Here is a 20,100-nt window from a genome sequence, read left to right as displayed (position 1 = left end):
GGGAGCACTGTCCCGCCTCTCCGCGAATTTAGCGCGTCGTCCGGGAGCTCGACTGTTAGTTCTCGGTCTTGCGTCGGGTGCGCGACGGTGGGAGGTGGTCGGGGAGTTACCCATGTACTCGCTTGATCAGTTTGTCGCCTCGTGGCCCGTCTAGGTCGTCGACACCCGCGCGCCAGCCCACCGGCAGCGCGGTACCCTCGGCTCGTGAGCAGCAGCGACATCACCGCGTCTTCGGCCTGGCAGGCACTGCGCAGCAATCACCGCACTGTTGCACCGATGCATCTACGACAGCTGTTCGCCGATGACCCGGCGCGCGGCCGCGAGCTGACACTGCGGGTGGCCGACCTGCACATCGATTACAGCAAACATCGCGTGACCCGCGAAACCCTGCGCCTGCTCGTCGATCTCGCGCACACCGCGGGTGTGCCGCAACGCCGCGACGAGATGTATTCGGGTCAGCACATCAACACCTCCGAGGACCGCGCGGTCGGCCATATCGCGCTGCGCCTGCCGGTCGGCGACCAGCTCTGGATCGACGGCACCGACGCCGACGCCGAGGTGCACGACGTCCTGCGCCGGATGGGCGAATTCGCCGATTCCGTCCGTTCGGGCGCGTGGCGCGGCGCGACCGGCGAACGCATCGAGACCATCGTCAATATCGGCATCGGCGGCTCAGATCTCGGCCCCGACATGGTGTATCGCGCACTGCGCCACTATGTCGACGCGGGCATCGACGCCCGGTTCGTCTCGAATGCCGATCCGGCCGATCTGGTCGCCAAGCTCACCGGACTCGACCCGGCGACCACCCTGTTCATCGTCGCGTCCAAGACGTTCTCGACGCTGGAAACACTCACCAACGCGACCGCCGCGCGCCGCTGGCTGGTCGACGCGCTCGGCGAGAAAGCGGTCGCCAAGCATTTCGTCGCGGTATCGACGAACGCGGAGCGGGTGGCCGACTTCGGCATCGACACCGCGAATATGTTCGGCTTCTGGGATTGGGTCGGCGGCCGCTACTCGGTGGATTCGGCGATCGGCCTTTCGGTGATGGTCACCATCGGCAAGGAGCGGTTCGCGGAATTCCTCAGCGGAATGCACGCCATGGACAAGCATTTCGCGACAGCGCCGCTGGAAGAGAACGCGCCGGTACTGCTGGCGATGCTCGGCATCTGGTACTCGAATTTCTTCGGCGCGGAATCCCGTGCGGTACTGCCTTATTCGAATGATATGGCCCGATTCCCCGCCTATCTACAGCAATTGACGATGGAGTCCAATGGCAAGTCGGTGCGCGCTGACGGCACCCCGGTGACCTCATCGACCGGCGAGATCTTCTGGGGCGAGCCGGGTACCAACGGTCAGCACGCCTTCTACCAGCTCCTGCATCAGGGCACCCGCCTGGTGCCCGCCGACTTCCTCGGCTTCGCCAGGTCCACCGACGATCTGCCGACCCGCGACGGCACCGGCAGCATGCACGACATCTTGATGAGCAACTTGTTCGCGCAGTCGAAAGTGCTGGCATTCGGCAAGACCGCGCAGGAGATCCGCGCCGAGGGAACCGACCCGGAACTGGTGCCGCACAAGGTGATGCCGGGCAACCGGCCGAGCACCACGATCCTGGCGGCCGAACTCACGCCGTCGGCGCTGGGTCAGCTGATCGCGCTCTACGAGCACCAGGTGTTCGTCGAGGGCATCGTCTGGGGTATCGACAGTTTCGATCAGTGGGGTGTCGAGCTGGGCAAACAGCAGGCGCTGGCCCTGATGCCGTTGCTGAGCGGGCCGGAAAAGCCGGTGTCAGTGGGTGATTCGTCGACCGATGAGCTCATTGACTGGTATCGGGCGCACCGCCGCTGACCTCCTTCGCGGCCCTGGTCGCGGCCTGGATCCGGCCGGTCACACTGGTGGTGATGATCGTGAGCAGGGTGCCGAGCACCACCAGGTCGAACACGATCTGCACCATCGTCGCGATGCGCGCGACCTGGCCGACAGCGTGCACATCGCCGAAGCCGACGGTGCCGAGAGTGACCAGCGTGTAGTACAGCGCGTCGGTGCGGGTTTCGAGCCCGACGAATTGATCTGGACGAAGTTGCTGCAAGCGGTAATAGAACAGCGCGAACACCACGCCGACGATGCACACGAGCAGCAGCAACCCGTCGACCTGCCCGCCCGCGGCGGTCGGATCCCGCAGGTAGTTCTCGATCCGCCGCCAGATCAGCCAGCCGAGTCCGGCAACGCCCGCGAAGAAGATGAACACCCCCGCCAGCCGCCCCGGCCATGCGGCGAGCTCGAACATCCACCCCACCGGCACGCTGTAGTACAACAGCACCGCGAACAACGCCGCCGCACCATTGCGCACCGCATGCTTGGGGAACCGCCGACCTCGCGTCATCACTCCATGATTGCCCCGGCGGCGCCGATTTCCGTGCCACACGCGCCGAGCAGGTACGGGTCGTGAACACCCCGCTCGCCCAGGTGACCGCCATACCCTACCGACGAGCTCACCGGACACCGGTGAGCCGGCCGGACTCACCGCACGTCGACGAATCCGCGCTCGAGGATCGCACCGGTGTCCGCGCCGACGGGCAGGGTACCGAACGCGATGCCCCAGTCGCCGCCGAGGCGCGTCGCGCAGAAGGCGTCCGCGACCGCGGGGTGACCGTGGCGCACCAGCTGGGCGCCTTGCAGGACCAACGCCATCAGTTCCACGACGCGGCGGGCGCGGTATTCGATGTCGGACAGGTCGGTGAGTTCCTTGCCGACGCGGTCGATCGCGTCGTCGAGGCGCGAATCGGCACCGCGGGCCAGACCGACCTCGGCGAAGTACGCCTCGACCGTCTCGGGCTGACGTCCCATGGCGCGCAACGCATCCAACGCCGCAACATTGCCCGAACCCTCCCAGATCGACATGAGCGGTGCCTCGCGGTACAGCCGCGGCATGCCCGATTCCTCGGCGTATCCGTTGCCGCCAAGGCATTCCAGCGCTTCGGCGGCGTGGGCGGGAGCGCGCTTACAGACCCAGTATTTGGTGATGGCGAGGGCGATCCGGCGCAGCGCCGCTTCGGCCGGGTCGCTACCCGCGCGATCGGTGGCCCCGGCCAGCCGCATCATCACCGTGGTCGCCGCGTCCGATTCGATGACGAGGTCGGCGAGCACATTGCGCATGGCGGGCTGGTCGATCAGCTTGGCGCCGAAGGCTTCTCGGTGCCTGGCGTGATGGATCGCGGTGACCGCGCCGAGTCGCATGCCGGTGGCCGAGCCGATCACACAGTCGAGGCGGGTCATGTTGACCATCTCGATGATCGTCTTCACGCCCGCGCCCTCGGCGCCGACGAGCCAGCCGGTGGCGTTCTCGTATTCGATCTCCGAGGACGCGTTGGACTTGTTGCCCAGCTTGTCTTTCAGCCGCTGGATGCGGAGGGGGTTGCGGGTGCCGTCGGGCAGCACTCGCGGTAACAGGAAACACGACAGGCCGCCGGGGGCCTGCGCGAGGGTGAGGAACATGTCCGACATGGGCGCCGAGGTGAACCACTTGTGCCCGACGATGCGGTACGAACCGTCGGGTTGCGGTGCGGCGGTGGTGGTGTTGGCCCGTACGTCGGAGCCGCCCTGCTTCTCCGTCATCGACATGCCCGCGATGAGCCCGGCCTTGGTCGATGGCTCGCGCAAGCCGAAATCGTAGGTACGCGAGCCGAGTAGCGGCTCGAAGCGCGCTGCCAGTTCGCGATTGTGGCGCAACGCGGGCACCACCGCGTAGGTCATCGAGATCGGGCACATGTGTCCGGCATCGGCGGCGCCCCAGGTGAAGAACTTGGCGGCGCGAGCGGTGTGCGCGCCGGGCCGCTCGTCCAGCCACGGCGAACCGTGCAGACCGTGCGCCACAGCGACATTCATCAGGTCGTGCCAGTGCGGGTGGAATTCCACCTCGTCGACACGATTGCCCCAGCGGTCGTGGGTGTGCAGCACCGGCGGGTACTCGTTGGCCAGCCTGCCCCACTCCTGGGCCTCGACACCGCCTGCCAGCGCACCGAGTTCGCGCACTTCGGCTTCGGCCCAGCCCGCTCCTTCGCGGTGCAGGCCTTCCAGCAGCGCGGGGTTGCGCGCGGCGTCGAAGGGGATCAGCGGTGGTGCCTGGTTGAACACTTCGTGGGTCGGCATGTCGTGGCAACTCCTTCGACTACAGTGTTGCCGGCCGCGCACCGAGTGCGCGCACGGCGAAAGCAACCAATTCGGGGATGACGGTCTCGGCGTGCGGAGCGGCGGCCAGCGGGCCGACGAGTACCTCGCCGATCGCGCCGACAAGGGCCGCGGCGGTCAGGCTCGAGTCCTGCGCGGGCAAGCGGCCTTCGGCGATACCGTGGGCGATAGCGGTCTCGAACGACGCGGCGAACGCGCGCCGGAATTCCAGCCGTTGCGTGTCGACGGCGGCGTCGACGGGCTCGGCCAGCAGCACGTAGGCCAGTTTCGGATTCTTCAGCGCACGGCCGGCGAAGGTCTCCACCGCGGCTGTGACCCGCCCGACCACGTCACCGTCGGCCACCGCGGCGCGTACCGCGTCGACCTCGCGGGCGACCACGGTCTCGAACACCGCCGCGACCAGCTCGGCCTTGTTCTCGAACTGCTTGTACACGGTGCCGGTCGCGATTCCCGCCTCGGCGGCGACCGCGGCCATCGACAGCCCGGCGAACCCGTCGCGCGAGAGCACGCCGGTGGCACCCTGCACGATCAGCGCCCGTTGCGCGTCGAGCCGGGCCTGCACGGCCGGGGTCCTGCGGTACACCACGTGAAGAAGTGAATCATGAATTCACCTCTTCACACAAGGGCACGGTGGGTCGTATGGTCGAGGAATGGAAACAGGTTCACCCGTCGAAAACAGCGGACCGGGTACCAGCGGAGCGGCGAATTCAGTGCGTGTCGAGCACGCGGGCCCGGTCACCACGGTGATTCTGGATCGCCCGCATGCCCGCAACGCCGTGGACGGCCCGACCGCCCGCGCGCTGGCGGAGGCGTTCCGCGCGTTCGACGCCGACCCCACCTCCTCGGTGGCCGTGCTGTGGGGCGACCACGGCACCTTCTGCTCCGGTGCCGACCTCAAATCCCTCGGCACCGAGAACAGCAATCACGCCACCGAAGACGGTGACGGCCCGATGGGCCCTACCCGGCTGCGCCTGTCCAAGCCGGTGATCGCGGCGGTCTCCGGGTACGCCGTGGCGGGCGGGCTCGAACTGGCCCTGTGGTGTGACCTGCGAATTGCCGAGCAGGACGCCACTTTCGGTGTCTTCTGCCGTCGCTGGGGCGTCCCGCTGATCGACGGCGGCACCGTGCGCCTCCCGCGCATCGTCGGCGAAGGTCGCGCACTCGACATGATCCTCACCGGCCGCCCGGTGAGCGCGCCCGAAGCGCTGCAGATGGGCCTGGTCACCCGTGTCGTCCCCGCAGGCGATGCCCGCCGCGTCGCCGAGGATCTGGCCGCCCAGCTCGCCGCACTTCCCCAAACATGTCTGCGCACCGACCGCGCCGCCCTGTACGACCAGTACGGCCACACCGAGGAAGAGGCGCTGCGCGTCGAATTCCGCCACGGCATGACCGCCCTGTCCGGCGGTGCGCTCGACGGCGCCGCCCGCTTCGCCGCGGGCGAGGGCAGGCACGGTAGCACCGGCCACCGCTGATGGACCACCTCACCGTCGTCGACGAGATCTTCCTGCGCACCCATCGCGGCATGGGCACCCCCATCGCCCTGCAGGGGCTGTGGCGCACCACCGATGCGATGCAACCCGCTCTCCTGCGAGCGATTCACGATCGCCTTCGCCTCGGTCATCTCGGCCGCAGAGTGGTCAACCCCCGAGTCCCCGGCGCCCGCCGCAGCTGGCGCCCCAACACCAGAGCCCACCCCCTCGATATCGCCGTCGGCCCACTTCCCGAGCGCGAAATCCTGCCGTGGGCCGACACCCTCGGTGCCGATCTCGACCCGGAATACGCCCCCGGCTGGCGCCTGTCCGCCGCCCGCCTCCAGGACGGCGGAACTGTTGTCGCCCTGACCTGTTCGCACGCACTGACAGACGCGCGTGGCTTGATCCACGCCATCACCGCCGCCCTTCGATCTCTCGAATCCACCGCCCCCGATGCCTCGCCGGGGCCGGAAAGCTCCGGACCATCACCGGGATCTTCGCCCGACGGCGAACTACGGAGTCGCACAACGGCTTCAGAATGGGCAGACGCGGTCTCCCAATGGGCCACCATCTTCGGCGGCACCGCACGCGCGCTGCGCCAAAGACTCTCGCCGGCACCTGATGCTTCCCCTGTTCGGGCCGCCCGCGACGCCGACACCAGCGACCGGCATCTGCGGCCGCTCCTGCTCACCTTCGATGCCGCCCACTGGGACACCACCGCGCTCACCCTCGGCGGAACTCCGAACAGCCTGTTCATTCACTTGATGGCAAATATCCTGTGGCAGAACGGTTTCCCGAACCCAACGATCATCGCGAGCCTTCCGGTGGATACCCGCGACGAACCCCGTGTCGACAACGACCTCGCGATGACAGAGATCGCGATCCGACGCACCGACACTCCCGCGACAATTCGCGACCGGGCCAAAGCCGCCTATCAGCGCCGAATGTCGAGCCCCGCAGGACTGCCCGAGGAGATCCTGCAGGTACTCCCCGACCGCTTGGCCTACACCCTCAGCAAGGGCGCGGGCGAACGAGACATCCTGTGCTCCAACATCGGCCCGCTACCCGGCGCTGTGCGAAAAGTCGGACCGCACAACTGCACCCGGGTCGCAGCCCGCGCGATCCACCCCGACATCACCACCTTCCCCCGCACCCAACTCGCGGGCTACCTCTCCCAGCTCGACGACACCTACACACTCGCCCTGGTCGGTCTCGCCGCCGACAACGATTTCCTGCCCGAGGCCATCGACAAAGCCTGTGCGACAACCGGATTACTCCCGCGCCCTTGGTAGTCAGCCGGCAGCTGTTCCCGTGAGCAAGGCACGCAAGCCCCACACGAACTGATCCTGCGAATTCCATGCCGCCATCGCGTCCACCTGCGCGGCGCTGCGCGGCCAGCGATCGGCGTCACCGCGATCTGGACGGCCCTGGTCATCGCCGCGCTGCGCACGCCGCGCTGGTTCGCCGTACTCGGCTTCACCAGCGCCGCCGCCATCGCCACCGGCGTCGTCATCCCGCTCGGCACCGAGCCCGCCGCCGTCGCCAACCTCCTCGGCTACCTGCTGTGGAGCGTGTGGCTGCTGGCCTTCGCCGCCCTGCTCGGCCGTGATGGGTTTCCGCGTCAGGGCGTCAGACCGAGCCGGGTGGCCAGCCACGGCAGCTGATCGCGCAGCCCGTGCGCCCACAGCGCGAAGTTGTGTCCGCCCGGCAGAATCCGCAACCGCACGTCCATCCCCGCGCCTTTCGCCGCCTGATACATCCGCTCCACCTGCGGGCGGTACGTCTGGTCATCGGCGCCGACAACGAACGCGCCTGCGGAATCCGGATACGTCCGCGACCGCAGCAGATCCAGCGGATTGACCCGCACCAGCGCCCCCACATCCCCGCCGAACGCGGCGTCCACGGTGCGTTGCCGGTCGCCGAGGGTGGGCTCGTCCTGACCGGACATGTCGAGGAAGGTGGGATAGACCCCGGGAAAATTGGTGGCCAGTTGCAGTGCGCAGGTGCCGCCATACGAGAGCCCGCCCACCGCCCAGGAGCGCGGATCCGGATCGATCTGCAGATTCGCCCGTGTCCAGGCAGGCACGTCGACGGCCAAATAGGTGGCGACCTTGCCGAGCTCGGAGTCCAGGCACAGCGGGTTCGCCAGCTCGGAGCCGGTCCCGTCGGCCACCACAACCACCGGCGCGAGCCCGTTGTGCGCACGGGCGAAGGAATCCATGGTCTCGGCCAGCTGCCCACCGACGAACCAGTCCTGCGGTGCGCCCGGCTCACCGGCGAGCAACACCAGCACCGGCAGCAGCGGCCGTGGATCCGCGAAATAGGCAGGCGGCAAATAGACCTGGGCGTCGCGAGCGGCGAATCCGGACGCGGTCGGCGGCACCGTCGCGGTCAGCACCCGCCCGTCATCGGGCAATCCGCCGGGCGCGTGCCATGCGGGCTCGAGTGGACGCGCGCTGATCACCTGCTCGTGTGCGGTCAGCTCACCGGCCTCGACCCGATCGACCTCGTCGACCCCGAGCGCCGCGCCCACCGTCGGATACGACGCGTACACGAGGTTGATCCGCGCACCCACCGCGACCAGCACGACAACGGCCGCGAGCACGGTCACCACCCCGGTCCACCCGCTCGGGCGCAGCAGAATCCGCGGCACCACCAAAAACAGCGCGGCCACCGCGATCCCGATCAGCACGTACACCGACACCGCGATCGGATCGGAAAACGGCCGCCACACCTCCTCGACGAACAGGTACAGCGCCACGGTCGCCACCACGGCGGCCAGCACCACGATCGGCATGATCGTCGTGACGTATCGCCGTACTCGGGGTAACAGCAACCACACCGCACCCACCACGCCCAGCGCCGTCAACGCCACCGGCAGCCACCCGGAGAGCAATGAAAGATCGGTGATTCGCGTCATCGCTGACCTCCACAGATGCCACCTCGACCGCCCTGGTGCGCGCATCGCGGTCCCGGTACGACCGCGATGACATACGGTACACAGAAGACCTCACCGCGCCGGTGCGGCGCACTCGCAGCAAAGGGTGGTTCTATGAACGACAACGCGGCTGCCACCGACCCGGCTCCTTCGCGCAGCGTCGCTCTGACGCACACCGTGATCCGCCGGGTACCGTTCACCCTCGGCTTCCTCGTCGTGGTCGCGATTGTCGGCCTCGCCACCGGTGGCCTCTGGCGCAGGCTCGACGAGCGTTCCTGGTATCCCGATATCGCCTACGGCTGGCCCGCGCTGACCGAGGGCAAGTGGTGGACGCCGCTGTCCGGCTGGTTCTTCGGGCTGACTCCCTTCCAATATGTCTGCATGGCAGTCCTTTTCGCGGGCGCCGTCGGCTGGACGGAGTGGCGTCTCGGCACTGTGCGCACCGCCTTGGTCTGCCTGTCGGGTCAGTTGATCGGCGTCCTCGGCGCGTCGGTGACGGTCGGGCTGCTCGCGCACACCCATCTCGGTTGGGCCGACCGGCTTTCCGAGGTGCGCGATGTCGGGTTCACCACCGCGGCGATCTCGGCGTTGGCCGCGGTCTCGGCGACCCTGCGTTCGCCATGGCGCCTTCGGGTGCGCGCCGTGGTGATGGCCCACGTGGCGATCACCTTCCTGTTCGAATCGACCTTCGCCGATCTCATGCATCTCATCGCGATCGCCGTGTGGCTGCCCGCGGGCGAAAAGCTGTTCAGCCGAACCGAACACGGCTTCTGGCCACGCACTCGACGCGAGGTGCGGATGCTGTCCTTCGCCGGACTGCTGGTGATCGCCACGGCCTCGGTGGCGGTGTATTTCTTCCCCGCCAACAGCCTGCTCGGCCCCACCGAGAACGAACGGGGCTCGCTGTGGAGCACGATCCTCACGGTGGTGGTGATCGCGGTGGTCGCCGATCAGCTACGCAAGGGCAGGCGCTGGGCGTGGTTCGGCACCCTCGTCTACGGCCTGCTGCACGTGGTGCTCACGCTGGTGCTGCTCGGCGTGGCCATCGGCACCGACTACGAGACCACCGGCGCGCTGACCGTCGGCACCGCCTTGCTGTGGGCGGGCGAGGTGGCGCTGCTCTACGGCGGCCGCGGCGCGTTCCGGGTGCCGGTCCGGCGCAAGATCTCCGGTGGTGCGCTCACCGGCACCGCACCCGCCGACGCGGTGCGCGCCTTGCTCGCCCGCTACGGCGGCAGCACCATGTCGTGGATGACCACCTGGCCGGAGAACAAATACTGGTTCGCCGCCGACGGTGAACGTTGTATCGCCTACCAACGCCACGCGGGTATCGTCATCGCGCTCACCGACCCGATCGGTCCGGAAGAACTTCTGCCCGACACCATCGCCACCTTCACCGACCGCTGCGAAGCCGACGGCCTGATCCCGTGCCTGTTCTCCACCACCCGGGCCGTCGCGGACAGCGCGGGCGAACTCGGGTGGCGCAGTGTGCAGATCGCCGAGGACACCATCGTCGACCTGCCGAAGCTCGAGTTCAAAGGCAAAGCCTGGCAGGACATCCGGTCCGCGATCAACCGGGCGGGCAAGGAGGGCATCGAGTTCCACCTCGCCGAACTGGCCGATCAGCCGTTCGCGGTGATCGAGCAGGTGCGCGCGATCTCCGAGGAGTGGGTGGGCGAAAAGGGGCTGCCGGAAATGGGATTCACGCTCGGCGGGGTGGAAGAAGCCCTCGATCCGGCCGTGCGGGTCGGGCTGGCGATCGACGCCGAGGGCAGCGTGCACGGCGTCACCTCCTGGCTGCCCGTCTACGGCCACGGCGACGAGATCCGCGGCTGGACGCTGGATGTGATGCGCAGGCGCCCCGACGGCTTCCGCCCCGCCGTGGAATTTCTCATCGCCTCGGCCTGCCGGGAGTTCAAAGAGGAAGGCGCCGACATCGTTTCGCTGTCGGGGGCACCGCTGGCGCGCACGGCGAGCACCGATGGCGCCGAACCCATCGACCGACTGCTCGAAGGGCTCGGCGCCGCGCTCGAACCGTATTACGGCTTCCGGTCACTGCATTCGTTCAAGGCCAAGTTCCAGCCGCGCCACGAGCCGGTGTACCTGTGCTACCGCGACGAGGCGGACCTGCCCCGCATCGGCATCGCCCTGACCAAGGCCTACCTCCCCGAGGTCTCGGCCAAGGACCTGATGACGCTCAGCGCGGCCGGGCATTAGGGAACCGGCACGTCGATCGGTGTCACCCGTCCCGCGACATCAGCGGGCACTTCGATACCCGGTTCCAGATTGCCGGCCGGGATCGGCTCGCCCCACACCTGGTGCAGCGGCAGCACACCGGCCCACACCCCGCCGGTCGCGATGTCGCCCTCGTCATCGTTCGGGCCCCCCGAACGCACCTTCACCGATGCCTCGGTGAGGTCGAGCGCGAGCACCATCGTCGCCGCCATCTCCTTGCGGTTGGGCGGTCGCACCCGATCCCAGGCACCGGGCGCGGCGTGCTCGACGATCACCCGCAGGGCGTTGTCGCGCTCGGCTTCGTCGGTGACCAGCACCGCCCTGCCCCGAATCACCGCGCAGCGGTAGTTCATCGAGAAGTGCATGGCCGAGCGGGCGTACACCAGCCCGTCCACGTGGGTCACGGTGACGGAGATATCGGTGTCGATCGCGGCGCGCAAATTGCCGGCTCCGGTGGATCCGTGCAGGTAAATGGTGTCACCGACGCGCCCATAGATGGTGGGCAGCGCGACCGGCGACCCGCCGAGCAGCACGCCGAGGTGGCAGACCAGACCCGCGTCGAGCACGGCGTCGAGTGCGGCGCGATCGGTGGCGCCGCGTTCCCTGGCCCGGGTCAGGGTGGTGCGTGGGGTCGGCGACAGGGGGTTGTGGTTGACGTCGTGCGTGCTCATAAGATGAGCTTCGCCGAAGAAGTGGACCGTGTGCAGATCCAATTCGACCGAAGTTCAACAGGCCAATTCGAGGTGGACGATGCTCGACGACCTTCCGATTCCACTCGACCGGACCGCCCCCGAACCGCTGTCGGTGCAGGTGGCCGATGCCCTGCGCGCGGCCGCGACCGACCGGGTACTGCGCGTCGGCGACCGGTTGCCGTCCTCGCGCGCCCTTGCCCAGCGCCTCGGAGTGAGCAGGGCCGTGGTGGCAGGCGCCTACGACCAGCTGCACGCGGAAGGCTGGCTGACCGGCCGGCACGGCTCCGGCACCTACTTGAGCACCGCACCGGCCACCGCACCGCCGAGCACCGGCGCGGACCACGCCACCGATCCCGACGCGGGCCTGCTCGATCTCGGCCCCGGCGCACCGTGCGCCGAAGCGGTCGAGTCCGCCGCGTGGCGCCGTGCCTGGCGCGCGGCAGGCGACCAGGCACCCGAGGCCCGCAAGAACCGTGCGGGCGAACCGGATTTCCGGGCGGCAGTCGCCGATCACCTGCTGCGCCATCGCGGACTGGCCGCCGGGGCCGGATCGGTGGTGCTGGCCACCGCCGGTACCAGCGCGGCGGTGGGTGAGCTCGCCACCGCACTGCTCCGTCCCGGCGATACCGTCGCCATCGAGGATCCCGGCTACCTGCGAGCCGTCGGCGCGTTTCGAGCCGCGGGCATCGAGGTGCTCCCGGTGCCCGTCGATGCAGGCGGTTTGTGTGTCGACCGGATTCCGCCGGGTGTCCGCGCCGTGTATTGCACACCGGCACACCAGTTTCCGCTCGGCGCGATGATGCCCGCGTCCCGCCGCGTCGAGCTCATCGAGTTCGCAAGAAGAACCGCGACTTTCATCATCGAAGACGACTACGACGGCGAATTACGTTACGACACAGCCCCGCTGCCGCTGCTGGCTTCGATGGCACCCGACGTCGTCGTTCATCTCGGCACCACCAGCAAGATCATCGCCACCACGCTCGGCGTCGGCTGGCTCGTCGCCCGCCCCGACATCACCGACGCCGTGCTCGCCCATCGCGCCGAGATCGGCAGTTCCCCCAGCCCCGCCGGGCAACGGGTCCTCGGCGAATTCGCCCGCCACGGCGACCTGTCCCGGCACCTGCGCCGGCTGCGCCGGGTCGTGCCGCCCCGACGCGCTCTGGTCGTCGACGAACTCGCCCGCCGCGGCCTACCCGTCATCGGTGACGACGCGGGCTCGCACGTAGTCGTCGAACTGCCCGGCCCCACCGCCGAACGCCACGCCGTCGACACCGCCCGCGCACGCGGTGTGCTCCTCGACGGCCTGGCCCGCCACCACCTCGCCGCACCACACCGCTTCGGCGTCGCCATCGGCTACACCGCCCTGAACAGCGCCGACCTCGCCCGAGCCATGCCCATCGCGGCTGACTGCCTCGCCGAAGCAGCTCGCGAGTTGCCGGCCCATCGCGGTCGTAGCATGGACCAGGAACCGGCACTAACCCTGGCGACTATCGACGAGGTGAGCACATGACCGATCAGGACATTCTGGCGCGGATCAAAGAGCTGGTCGACGACGAGCATGCCCTGCGAGCCAAGGCCACCGCGGGCGAGATCGACCCGGTAGCCGAACGCAAGCAGCTGGCCGAGCTGGAAGTGATGCTCGATCAGGCATGGGATCTGTTGCGGCAGCGACGCGCTCGCATCGGCTCCGGTGAATCTCCCGATGACACCGGGGTGCGCTCCCCCCGTGAGGTCGAGGGTTATCTGCAGTGACCGAGGTCGAGTACGACGTCATCGTCATCGGCGCGGGCCCGGCAGGTGAGAACGCCGCCGCCTACGCCATCGCGGGCAGCGACCGCACCGCCGCCCTCGTCGAGCGGGAACTGTTCGGCGGCGAGTGCAGCTACTGGGCGTGTATCCCCAGCAAGGCACTGCTACGTCCCGGCGCCGTGCTCGGCCTCGGCGAGTCGATGCCGGGGGTGAGCGTCAGCGGCCCGCAGGTGGCCGACATCCTCGCCCGCCGCGACACGTTCGTGCACGACCACGACGACAGTTCCCAGGTGGAATGGGCGAAATCGGCGGCCATCGAGCCCGTCCGCGGTGTGGGTCGGCTGATCGGCGAACGACTGGTCGAGGTCGACACCGAGGACGGCGTCAAGGTCCTGCGCGCCCGGCACGCGGTGGTGCTGGCGACCGGCACCACCGCCACCATCCCCGACATTCCGGGCGTGCGCGAGGCCCTGCCGTGGACCTCCCGCGACGCTACCAACTTGACCGTCGTCCCGCGCCGGGTCGCCATCATCGGTGGCGGTGTCGTCGCCTGCGAGGCAGCGACCTGGCTGGCCGAGCTCGGCGCCGAGGAGGTGACCCTGCTGGTCCGGGGCGACCGCGTGCTGCCACGCAGTGAGCCGTTCGCTTCGGAGCTCGTCCTGCAGGGCTTGCGCGACACCGGACGAGTCACGGTGCGGTTCCATACCGAACCCTTGCTGGTCTCGCGCCGCGATCCCGAAGACACCGGTGTCGGCCACATCCACGGCGGTCCGGTCACCCTGGTGCTCGACGACGGCGAACTCGAGGTCGACGAACTCGTCGTCGCCACCGGCCGAACCCCCGCCACCTCGAATCTCGGCCTCGACGCCGTGGGACTGCCCGCGGGTTACCTGGAGGTCGACGACCAGCTCACCGCGCGCGCGGTGCCCGGCGACTGGCTCTACGCCGTCGGCGATGTCAATCACCGGGTGGCACTGACACATATGGGCAAGTACCAGGCCAGAGTGTGCGGTGACGTGATCGCCGCCCGCGCGGCGGGCAAGCCACTCGACGGCCCTCGGTTCACCGCGAGCGCCGACCACCAGCAGGTGCCCCAAGTCGTCTACACCGCACCGGAACTCGCCTCCGTCGGCCTCACCGAACACGAGGCGCGCACCGCCGGACACGCGGTGGACACGGTCGAGCTCGATATCGCCGTCGCGGGTTCGGCGCTCTCGCGCGAGGACTTCCACGGCCGTGCGAAGCTCGTGATCGACACCGCCGCCGACCGCATTCTCGGTGCCACCTTCGTCGGCCCCGACATGGGTGAACAGCTGCATGCGGCCACTATCGCGGTGGTCGGACAGGTGCCGCTGGACGCGTTGTGGAACGCGGTGCCCGCCTTCCCCACCGTCAGCGAATTCTGGCTCCGGCTGCTGGAAGCCTGGCGCGAGAAGACTATTTGAGCAGCCGCGACATCCGCCGGTCGGCGAGCACCTTGCCGCCGGTCTGGCAGGTGGCGCAGTACTGGAACGACCGCTCCGCGTAGGACACCTCGCGCACGGCGTCCCCGCACACCGGGCACGGCTGGCCGGTTCTGGCGTGCACCCGCATGCCCGAACGCTTTTCGCCTTTCAACCTGGCCGCGTCCTGGCCGACCGAACGATCGACCGCGTCGAGCAGCACGGTGCGCATCGCGGTGTACAACTGCGAAACCTTTTCCGCCGACATCGTTTTGGTGTTCGCGAACGGGGAGATCTGCGCGGTGTGCAGGATCTCGTCGGAATAGGCGTTGCCGATTCCGGCGAGCAGGGTCTGGTCCACGATCGCGGTCTTGATCCGCTGCGAGGTACTTTTCAGCAGCGCGGCGAATTCGTCCTCGGGCACGCCCAGTGCGTCCGGTCCGAGCCGCGCGATGCCCGGCACCAGCGCCGGATCCTCGACGACATATACCGCCAGCCGTTTCTTGGTGCCCGCCTCGGTCAGGTCGATCGAGGGTGTCGCGCCCTCGGGGGTGAAGAAATGCACGCGCAATGCCAGCGGGCTCTTTCCCCCCGGCTTCGGCGGCAACGGATTCGGCTCATCGACCCAGCGCAACCACCCACCGCGCGACAGATGGGTGATCAACCACAGTCCGCCACAGTCCATTCCGAGGAATTTCCCCCACCGCCCCGCACCGGTGACATCCCGGCCGGACAACGCGGTAACCGGCGGATCGAAGGTCTTCACCGCGCTCAGGGCCGCCACGTCCACACGGCCCACCACAGCGCCGACGGCATGATCCCGAAGGAACTGCGCCAACGCCTCTATTTCCGGCAGCTCGGGCACGGTCGCCAGTTTAGCTATTCATCGTGCGTCGGCGCGGGACCCGTCGCGGAGCAGATAGACATCCATGATCCAGCCTTTTTCCGCGCGGAGTTCCGCGCGGCGGGCCACGATGCGGCTTTCGACCTCGCGCAGATTGCCTTCGATCAGGATTTCGTCGGGCATGCCGAGGTAGGCGCCCCACCAGATGTGGATATCGTCGCCAGGGACCTCGGTGAACGAGCATTCACCGTCCAGCATCACCACGGTCGACCCGGGTCCGAGCCCTTCTTCGCGCAGTCTGCGCCCGGTCGTGACGTGGACGGGCTCACCGATCCGGTGCAGCACCATCCGGTGCCGGGCGGCCAGCGCGGCGATGCTGGTGACGCCGGGGATCACCTCGTAGTCGAAGTCGGCGCGACCCCGCGCCAGCACGTGCTCGACCATCCGCAGGGTGCTGTCGTAGAGCGCCGGATCGCCCCACACGAGGATCGCGCCGACGCCGTTCACCTGGTCGAACGCGGCTTCGAGGAGTTCGGAGCGCCGTTCGTGCCAGTCCACGACGACACCGGCGTAGTCCGCGGGAGTGCGCTCGCGCGGCGGATCGGTGATCTCGATGATCCGGTGCGGCGTGTCCACGTGCTCGGCCAGGATCGTGGTGCGCACGTCGACCAGTTCCTGCTTCTCGGCGCCCTTGCCGATCACGAAGAAGGCCTCGGCCTTTCGCATGGCCTTGACCGCCTGCATCGTCACCTGGTCGGGGTCTCCGGCACCGATGCCTATCACGTAGAGCTTGCGCATAGCCGAAGAGCTTGCCAGGTGCCGATCCGCCGAGCCGACCCCCGTAGAATCGTCAGGTGTGGCCACCCCTGACACGCAGTACGAGGATCTGCTCCGGCACGTTCTGGAGCAAGGCACGCCCAAGGCCGATCGGACCGGCACCGGAACCCGCAGCATCTTCGGTCACCAGCTGCGCTACGACCTGGGTGAGTCCTTCCCGCTGATCACCACCAAGCGGGTCCACATGAAATCCATCGCCTATGAACTGCTGTGGTTCCTGCGCGGCGATTCCAATGTCTCCTGGCTGCGCGAACACGGCGTGACGATCTGGGACGAATGGGCCGACGCCAAGGGTGAACTAGGCCCCGTCTACGGCGTGCAGTGGCGCTCGTGGCCGACTCCCGACGGCACCCACATCGACCAGATCGCCCAGGTGCTGCACACCCTGCGCACCGACCCCGATTCGCGCCGGATGATCGTCTCGGCCTGGAATGTGGCCGACCTGGACAAGATGGCGCTTGCCCCCTGCCACGCCTTCTTCCAGTTCTATGTCGCCGACGGCAAACTGTCCTGCCAGCTGTATCAGCGCAGCGCCGACCTGTTCCTCGGGGTGCCGTTCAATATCGCCGGCTACGCCCTGCTCACCCTGATGGTCGCCCAGCAGACCGAGCTGGAGCCGGGCGAGTTCATCTGGACCGGCGGCGACGTGCACATCTACGACAATCACCTCGACCAGGTCCGCGAGCAGCTCACCCGCGAGCCCTACCCGTTCCCGACGCTGCACCTGCGTCCGGCGACGAGCCTGTTCGACTACGCCTACGAAGACATCGAGCTGTCGGGCTATCAGCACCATCCCGGCATCAAGGCGCCGGTGGCGGTGTGAAGCAGATCGGCCTGATCTGGGCGCAGGCGAACGACCGGGTGATCGGCGTCGACAACACCATTCCGTGGCGCGTGCCCGAGGATATGGCCAATTTCCGCGACACCACCATGGGTCACCCGGTGATCATGGGCAGACGGACGTGGGATTCGCTCCCGGCGAGTTTTCGTCCGCTGTCCGGGCGCCGCAACATCGTGGTCACCCGCCAGACTGATTGGACCGGCGACGGTGCCGAACGCGCCGCGTCGGTGCCCGACGCGCTGACCATGACCGGCGAGTCGGACACCTGGGTGGCGGGTGGCGGCGAGATCTACCGCGCCGCGCTGCCGATGGCGACAACCCTGCTGGTCACCGAGGTCGACACCACCGTCTCGGGCGACGCCTTCGCCCCGGTCATCGGCCCGGAATGGCATGCGGACGACACGCCGTGGCTGACCTCGAAAACCGGTCTGCGCTACCGCATTCGCCACTACACCCGCGGCTGAGTACCACCTGGCCGACGGTCACGGCAAATGGCTAACGGTCACAGCAAAACGCCCGAACGCGTGGTCACCGTCGGGCATACTCCTTCGCAAGACCTGCCCGCGAGAAGCCTGCGAAAGGCCCGATTCATGGACAAGAAATCGCTGACCGCGGTGGCCCGCCAGCAGTTGAAGCTGGCGGCTACTTCGACGAGCGGCCGGAGCTCGCAAACCCTCGTCGGCGGCCACACCCACGCGCTGCGCCAGACCGTCGTCGCACTCGCCGAGGGGCAGAGCCTGGCCGAACACGACAATGCCGGCGATGCCACCATCCAGGTGCTGTCCGGAACGCTGGTGCTGATCGCGGGCACCGACGAGTGGAAGGGCTCGGCGGGCGACCTGATCGTCGTGCCGCGCGCCCGCCACAGCGTCAAAGCCGTCGACGACGTCACCTTTTTGCTCACCGTCGCGAAGTAGCAGGTCGGTCGCTGAAAGGCGCTGATGCCTCGAGGTGTTGATCGGACCTGTCGGTGCGGAGCCGTACTGTGGACGCCATGGGTGAGCCACAGCCGATCCTCGATCCACTCACGCCGTCTGCGATTTTCCTGGTCGCCACCATCGACTCCGGTGGCGAATCCGCGGTCCGCGACCTCTTGGCAGACATCTCCGGATTGCGCCGTTCGGTCGGGTTCCGGGTTCCCGGTGAGGGTTTGACCTGCGTCACCGCGATCGGCTCGACGGCCTGGGACCGACTGTTCGCCGGTCCGAAACCGGCTGAGCTGCACGAGTTTCCCGGTTACCACGGCCCGGTCCACAGCGCACCGACCACCGCGGGCGACCTGTTCTTCCACATCAAGGGCGAAACCCAGGGCCCGTGCTTCGAACTCGCCATGGCGATCGGCGCCCGCCTCGAAGGCGCGGCGACCATCGTCGACGAGACGGTCGGCTTCCGCTATTTCGAACAGCGCGACCTGCTCGGCTTCGTCGACGGCACCGAGAACCCGGTAGGCCCCGGCGCGGCCTCGGCGGCGCTGATCGGCGCCGAGGACCCCGGGTTCACCGGCGGTAGCTACGTGATCGTGCAGAAGTACACCCACCCGCTCGACCAGTGGAACGCGCTGTCGATCGAGGAACAGGAGCGGGTGATCGGGCGGACCAAGCTCGCCGACTACGAACTGCCCGACGATGTGAAACCCGCCGACTCGCATGTCGCGGTGAACACCATCACCGACCCCGACGGCACCGAGCGCCAGATCGTGCGCGCCAACATGCCGTTCGGCACCATCGGCACCGGTGAGTTCGGCACCTACTACGTGGCCTACGCCGCCACCCCGAGCGTCACCGAGCGCATGCTGGAGCGGATGTTCCTCGGCACCGAAGAGGCGGCCTACGACCGTATCCTCGACTTCTCCTTCGCGGTCACCGGCACGCTCTTCTTCGTTCCCACCGTGGATTTCCTCGACGACAACCTTCCCGACGCACCCGACACAGCGGGCGCCGCGATCGAGCCGGCGACCCTGCCGGAAATCACCCCGGTCGAACGCGCGAACGCGGCAGCCGGTCGCTCGGACGGCTCGCTCGCTATCGGCACGATGAAAAGGAGTATCTGAATGAACAACCTCCATCGCGATCTCGCGCCGATCACCGGCGGAGCCTGGTCGCAGATCGAGGAGGAGGCGACCCGCACGTTCAAGCGCAACATCGCGGGCCGCCGGGTGGTCGACGTGTCGGGACCGCACGGTTTCGACTTCTCGGCCCGCAACCTCGGCCGGGTCACCTCGATCGCCTCACCCGACGACGGCGTGCAGGCCCGTCAGCGCGTGATCCAGCCGGTAATCGAGTTGCGGGTGCCGTTCACCCTGCAGCGCGACGAGCTCGACGATATCGAGCGCGGAGCGGGCGACGCCGACCTCGACAACCTCAAGGACGCCGCGCAGAAAATCGCCTTCGCCGAAGACCGCGCGATCTTCGAGAGCTACGCCGCCGCGGGCATCACCGGTATCCGCGACGCCGCCTCGAACTCCCCCGTCGCCCTCCCGAGCAGTGTCGTCGACATCCCCGATGCCATCTCGCACGCGCTCACCGGCCTTCGCCTGGCGGGCGTGCAGGGCCCGTACTCGGTGGTGCTCAGCGCCGAGCTGTACACCCAGGTCAGCGAGACCTCCGATCACGGTCACCCGATCCGGACCCACATCGAGCGGCTGATCGACGGCGAGATCATCTGGGCACCGGCGATTTCCGGCGGTTTCGCGCTCACCACCCGCGGCGGCGACTTCGAGCTGGCACTCGGTCAGGATCTGTCGATCGGGTACCTCAGCCACGACGCCGAGACCGTGCAGCTGTACTTCCAGGAGACCTTCACCTTCCTCGTCGAGACCTCCGAAGCAGCGGTGTCGCTCGGCTCGTGAGAGCGGGGCCGCTA

The 20,100-nt window shown here is 68.2% G+C and carries 20 protein-coding genes; 12 read left to right on the top strand and 8 right to left on the bottom strand.

The genetic code is table 11. The features are described 5' to 3' along the window. Positions 1-204: 204 nt before the first annotated feature. The gene (gene pgi, locus ACTWPB_RS11245; RefSeq protein ID WP_446225604.1) at positions 205-1,848 is read left to right on the top strand and encodes a glucose-6-phosphate isomerase; all 1,644 of its coding nucleotides are present in this window, start codon (positions 205-207) and stop codon (positions 1,846-1,848) included. Here the strand turns inward: pgi and ACTWPB_RS11240 are convergent. From ACTWPB_RS11240 to ACTWPB_RS11230, 3 genes are all read right to left on the bottom strand, one after another. Beyond that, on the bottom strand, positions 1,817-2,383 hold the full coding sequence (locus ACTWPB_RS11240) for a potassium channel family protein (RefSeq protein ID WP_446225603.1): 567 nt from the start codon (positions 2,381-2,383) through the stop codon (positions 1,817-1,819). The two genes, pgi and ACTWPB_RS11240, sit on opposite strands and share 32 nt — an antisense overlap. 137 nt (positions 2,384-2,520) lie before the next feature. After that, positions 2,521-4,149, bottom strand: coding sequence for an acyl-CoA dehydrogenase family protein (locus ACTWPB_RS11235; RefSeq protein WP_446225602.1), 1,629 nt, complete (start codon positions 4,147-4,149; stop codon positions 2,521-2,523). 19 nt (positions 4,150-4,168) lie between these two features. Next, complete coding sequence (locus ACTWPB_RS11230; protein WP_446225601.1) at positions 4,169-4,774, bottom strand: TetR/AcrR family transcriptional regulator; 606 nt, start codon at positions 4,772-4,774, stop codon at positions 4,169-4,171. A 64-nt stretch (positions 4,775-4,838) separates the two neighbouring features. On the opposite strand from ACTWPB_RS11230, the gene ACTWPB_RS11225 reads away from it, so the two are divergent. Next, positions 4,839-5,660, top strand: coding sequence for a crotonase/enoyl-CoA hydratase family protein (locus ACTWPB_RS11225; protein WP_446225600.1), 822 nt, complete (start codon positions 4,839-4,841; stop codon positions 5,658-5,660). Next, positions 5,660-6,952 (top strand): hypothetical protein, encoded by a 1,293-nt coding sequence (locus ACTWPB_RS11220; RefSeq protein ID WP_446225599.1) that lies wholly within the window; start codon positions 5,660-5,662, stop codon positions 6,950-6,952. Before ACTWPB_RS11225 ends, ACTWPB_RS11220 begins: the two co-directional genes overlap by 1 nt. Here ACTWPB_RS11220 and ACTWPB_RS11215 read toward each other — a convergent pair whose 3' ends face one another. Next, positions 6,953-7,315 carry a hypothetical protein gene (locus ACTWPB_RS11215; protein ID WP_446225598.1) on the bottom strand — a complete coding sequence of 121 codons (363 nt, stop codon included), beginning with the start codon at positions 7,313-7,315 and terminating at the stop codon, positions 6,953-6,955. It abuts the gene before it with no gap. After that, positions 7,282-8,580, bottom strand: a complete 1,299-nt coding sequence (locus tag ACTWPB_RS11210; protein WP_446225597.1) for an alpha/beta hydrolase — start codon at positions 8,578-8,580, stop codon at positions 7,282-7,284. The genes ACTWPB_RS11215 and ACTWPB_RS11210 overlap by 34 nt, the downstream gene beginning before the upstream one ends. Positions 8,581-8,712: 132 nt before the next feature. Between ACTWPB_RS11210 and ACTWPB_RS11205 the strand changes: the two genes are divergently transcribed. Continuing rightward, positions 8,713-10,815 (top strand): bifunctional lysylphosphatidylglycerol flippase/synthetase MprF, encoded by a 2,103-nt coding sequence (locus ACTWPB_RS11205; protein ID WP_446225596.1) that lies wholly within the window; start codon positions 8,713-8,715, stop codon positions 10,813-10,815. On the opposite strand, the gene ACTWPB_RS11200 is transcribed toward ACTWPB_RS11205, so the two are convergent. Further along, complete coding sequence (locus tag ACTWPB_RS11200; protein WP_446225595.1) at positions 10,812-11,504, bottom strand: pyridoxamine 5'-phosphate oxidase family protein; 693 nt, start codon at positions 11,502-11,504, stop codon at positions 10,812-10,814. The two genes, ACTWPB_RS11205 and ACTWPB_RS11200, sit on opposite strands and share 4 nt — an antisense overlap. Positions 11,505-11,583: 79 nt before the next feature. On the opposite strand from ACTWPB_RS11200, the gene pdxR reads away from it, so the two are divergent. Genes pdxR through ACTWPB_RS11185 form a run of 3 tightly spaced genes read left to right on the top strand, consistent with a single transcriptional unit; the run spans position 11,584 to position 14,719 of the window. Then, positions 11,584-13,035, top strand: a complete 1,452-nt coding sequence (gene pdxR, locus ACTWPB_RS11195) for a MocR-like pyridoxine biosynthesis transcription factor PdxR (protein ID WP_446225594.1) — start codon at positions 11,584-11,586, stop codon at positions 13,033-13,035. Further along, on the top strand, positions 13,032-13,277 hold the full coding sequence (locus ACTWPB_RS11190; RefSeq protein WP_446225593.1) for a DUF2630 family protein: 246 nt from the start codon (positions 13,032-13,034) through the stop codon (positions 13,275-13,277). The genes pdxR and ACTWPB_RS11190 overlap by 4 nt, the downstream gene beginning before the upstream one ends. After that, the gene (locus tag ACTWPB_RS11185) at positions 13,274-14,719 is read left to right on the top strand and encodes a dihydrolipoyl dehydrogenase family protein (protein WP_446225592.1); all 1,446 of its coding nucleotides are present in this window, start codon (positions 13,274-13,276) and stop codon (positions 14,717-14,719) included. The genes ACTWPB_RS11190 and ACTWPB_RS11185 overlap by 4 nt, the downstream gene beginning before the upstream one ends. On the opposite strand, the gene ACTWPB_RS11180 is transcribed toward ACTWPB_RS11185, so the two are convergent. Next, entirely contained in the window at positions 14,712-15,581 is an 870-nt protein-coding gene (locus tag ACTWPB_RS11180) for an Fpg/Nei family DNA glycosylase (RefSeq protein WP_446225591.1), read from the bottom strand. The genes ACTWPB_RS11185 and ACTWPB_RS11180 overlap by 8 nt on opposite strands. Positions 15,582-15,599: 18 nt before the next feature. Next, complete coding sequence (gene cobF, locus ACTWPB_RS11175; protein WP_446225590.1) at positions 15,600-16,358, bottom strand: precorrin-6A synthase (deacetylating); 759 nt, start codon at positions 16,356-16,358, stop codon at positions 15,600-15,602. Between the two features lie 58 nt (positions 16,359-16,416). On the opposite strand from cobF, the gene ACTWPB_RS11170 reads away from it, so the two are divergent. The 5 genes from ACTWPB_RS11170 (at position 16,417) to ACTWPB_RS11150 (ending at position 20,086) form a co-directional block, all read left to right on the top strand. Beyond that, a complete protein-coding gene (locus ACTWPB_RS11170; protein ID WP_446225589.1) occupies positions 16,417-17,220 on the top strand; it encodes a thymidylate synthase in 804 nt (267 codons plus the stop codon). Further along, entirely contained in the window at positions 17,217-17,702 is a 486-nt protein-coding gene (locus ACTWPB_RS11165) for a dihydrofolate reductase (RefSeq protein ID WP_446225588.1), read from the top strand. Before ACTWPB_RS11170 ends, ACTWPB_RS11165 begins: the two co-directional genes overlap by 4 nt. A 126-nt stretch (positions 17,703-17,828) precedes the next feature. Next, a complete protein-coding gene (locus tag ACTWPB_RS11160) occupies positions 17,829-18,155 on the top strand; it encodes a cupin domain-containing protein (protein ID WP_446226301.1) in 327 nt (108 codons plus the stop codon). Between the two features lie 77 nt (positions 18,156-18,232). Next, entirely contained in the window at positions 18,233-19,288 is a 1,056-nt protein-coding gene (locus ACTWPB_RS11155) for a Dyp-type peroxidase (RefSeq protein WP_446225587.1), read from the top strand. Next, complete coding sequence (locus ACTWPB_RS11150) at positions 19,289-20,086, top strand: family 1 encapsulin nanocompartment shell protein (protein ID WP_446225586.1); 798 nt, start codon at positions 19,289-19,291, stop codon at positions 20,084-20,086. It abuts the gene before it with no gap. Positions 20,087-20,100 lie beyond the last annotated feature (14 nt).

The sequence above is a fragment of the Nocardia sp. IBHARD005 genome (genome assembly GCF_052814245.1).
The sequence above is the reverse complement of the archived record's forward strand: the minus strand, read 5'-3'. Positions and strand labels throughout refer to the sequence as shown.

Excerpts from the sequence above, each read along its gene's own strand:
- cobF (WP_446225590.1), bottom strand. The coding sequence starts at position 16,358 with ATGCGCAAGCTCTACGTGATAGGCATCGGTGCCGGAGACCCCGACCAG.
- ACTWPB_RS11150 (WP_446225586.1), top strand. The coding sequence starts at position 19,289 with ATGAACAACCTCCATCGCGATCTCGCGCCGATCACCGGCGGAGCCTGG.
- ACTWPB_RS11235 (WP_446225602.1), bottom strand. The coding sequence starts at position 4,149 with ATGCCGACCCACGAAGTGTTCAACCAGGCACCACCGCTGATCCCCTTC.
- pdxR (WP_446225594.1), top strand. The coding sequence starts at position 11,584 with ATGCTCGACGACCTTCCGATTCCACTCGACCGGACCGCCCCCGAACCG.
- ACTWPB_RS11240 (WP_446225603.1), bottom strand. The coding sequence starts at position 2,383 with ATGACGCGAGGTCGGCGGTTCCCCAAGCATGCGGTGCGCAATGGTGCG.
- ACTWPB_RS11200 (WP_446225595.1), bottom strand. The coding sequence starts at position 11,504 with ATGAGCACGCACGACGTCAACCACAACCCCCTGTCGCCGACCCCACGC.
- ACTWPB_RS11205 (WP_446225596.1), top strand. The coding sequence starts at position 8,713 with ATGAACGACAACGCGGCTGCCACCGACCCGGCTCCTTCGCGCAGCGTC.
- ACTWPB_RS11160 (WP_446226301.1), top strand. The coding sequence starts at position 17,829 with ATGGACAAGAAATCGCTGACCGCGGTGGCCCGCCAGCAGTTGAAGCTG.
- ACTWPB_RS11190 (WP_446225593.1), top strand. The coding sequence starts at position 13,032 with ATGACCGATCAGGACATTCTGGCGCGGATCAAAGAGCTGGTCGACGAC.
- ACTWPB_RS11210 (WP_446225597.1), bottom strand. The coding sequence starts at position 8,580 with ATGACGCGAATCACCGATCTTTCATTGCTCTCCGGGTGGCTGCCGGTG.
- ACTWPB_RS11220 (WP_446225599.1), top strand. The coding sequence starts at position 5,660 with ATGGACCACCTCACCGTCGTCGACGAGATCTTCCTGCGCACCCATCGC.
- ACTWPB_RS11155 (WP_446225587.1), top strand. The coding sequence starts at position 18,233 with ATGGGTGAGCCACAGCCGATCCTCGATCCACTCACGCCGTCTGCGATT.
- ACTWPB_RS11225 (WP_446225600.1), top strand. The coding sequence starts at position 4,839 with ATGGAAACAGGTTCACCCGTCGAAAACAGCGGACCGGGTACCAGCGGA.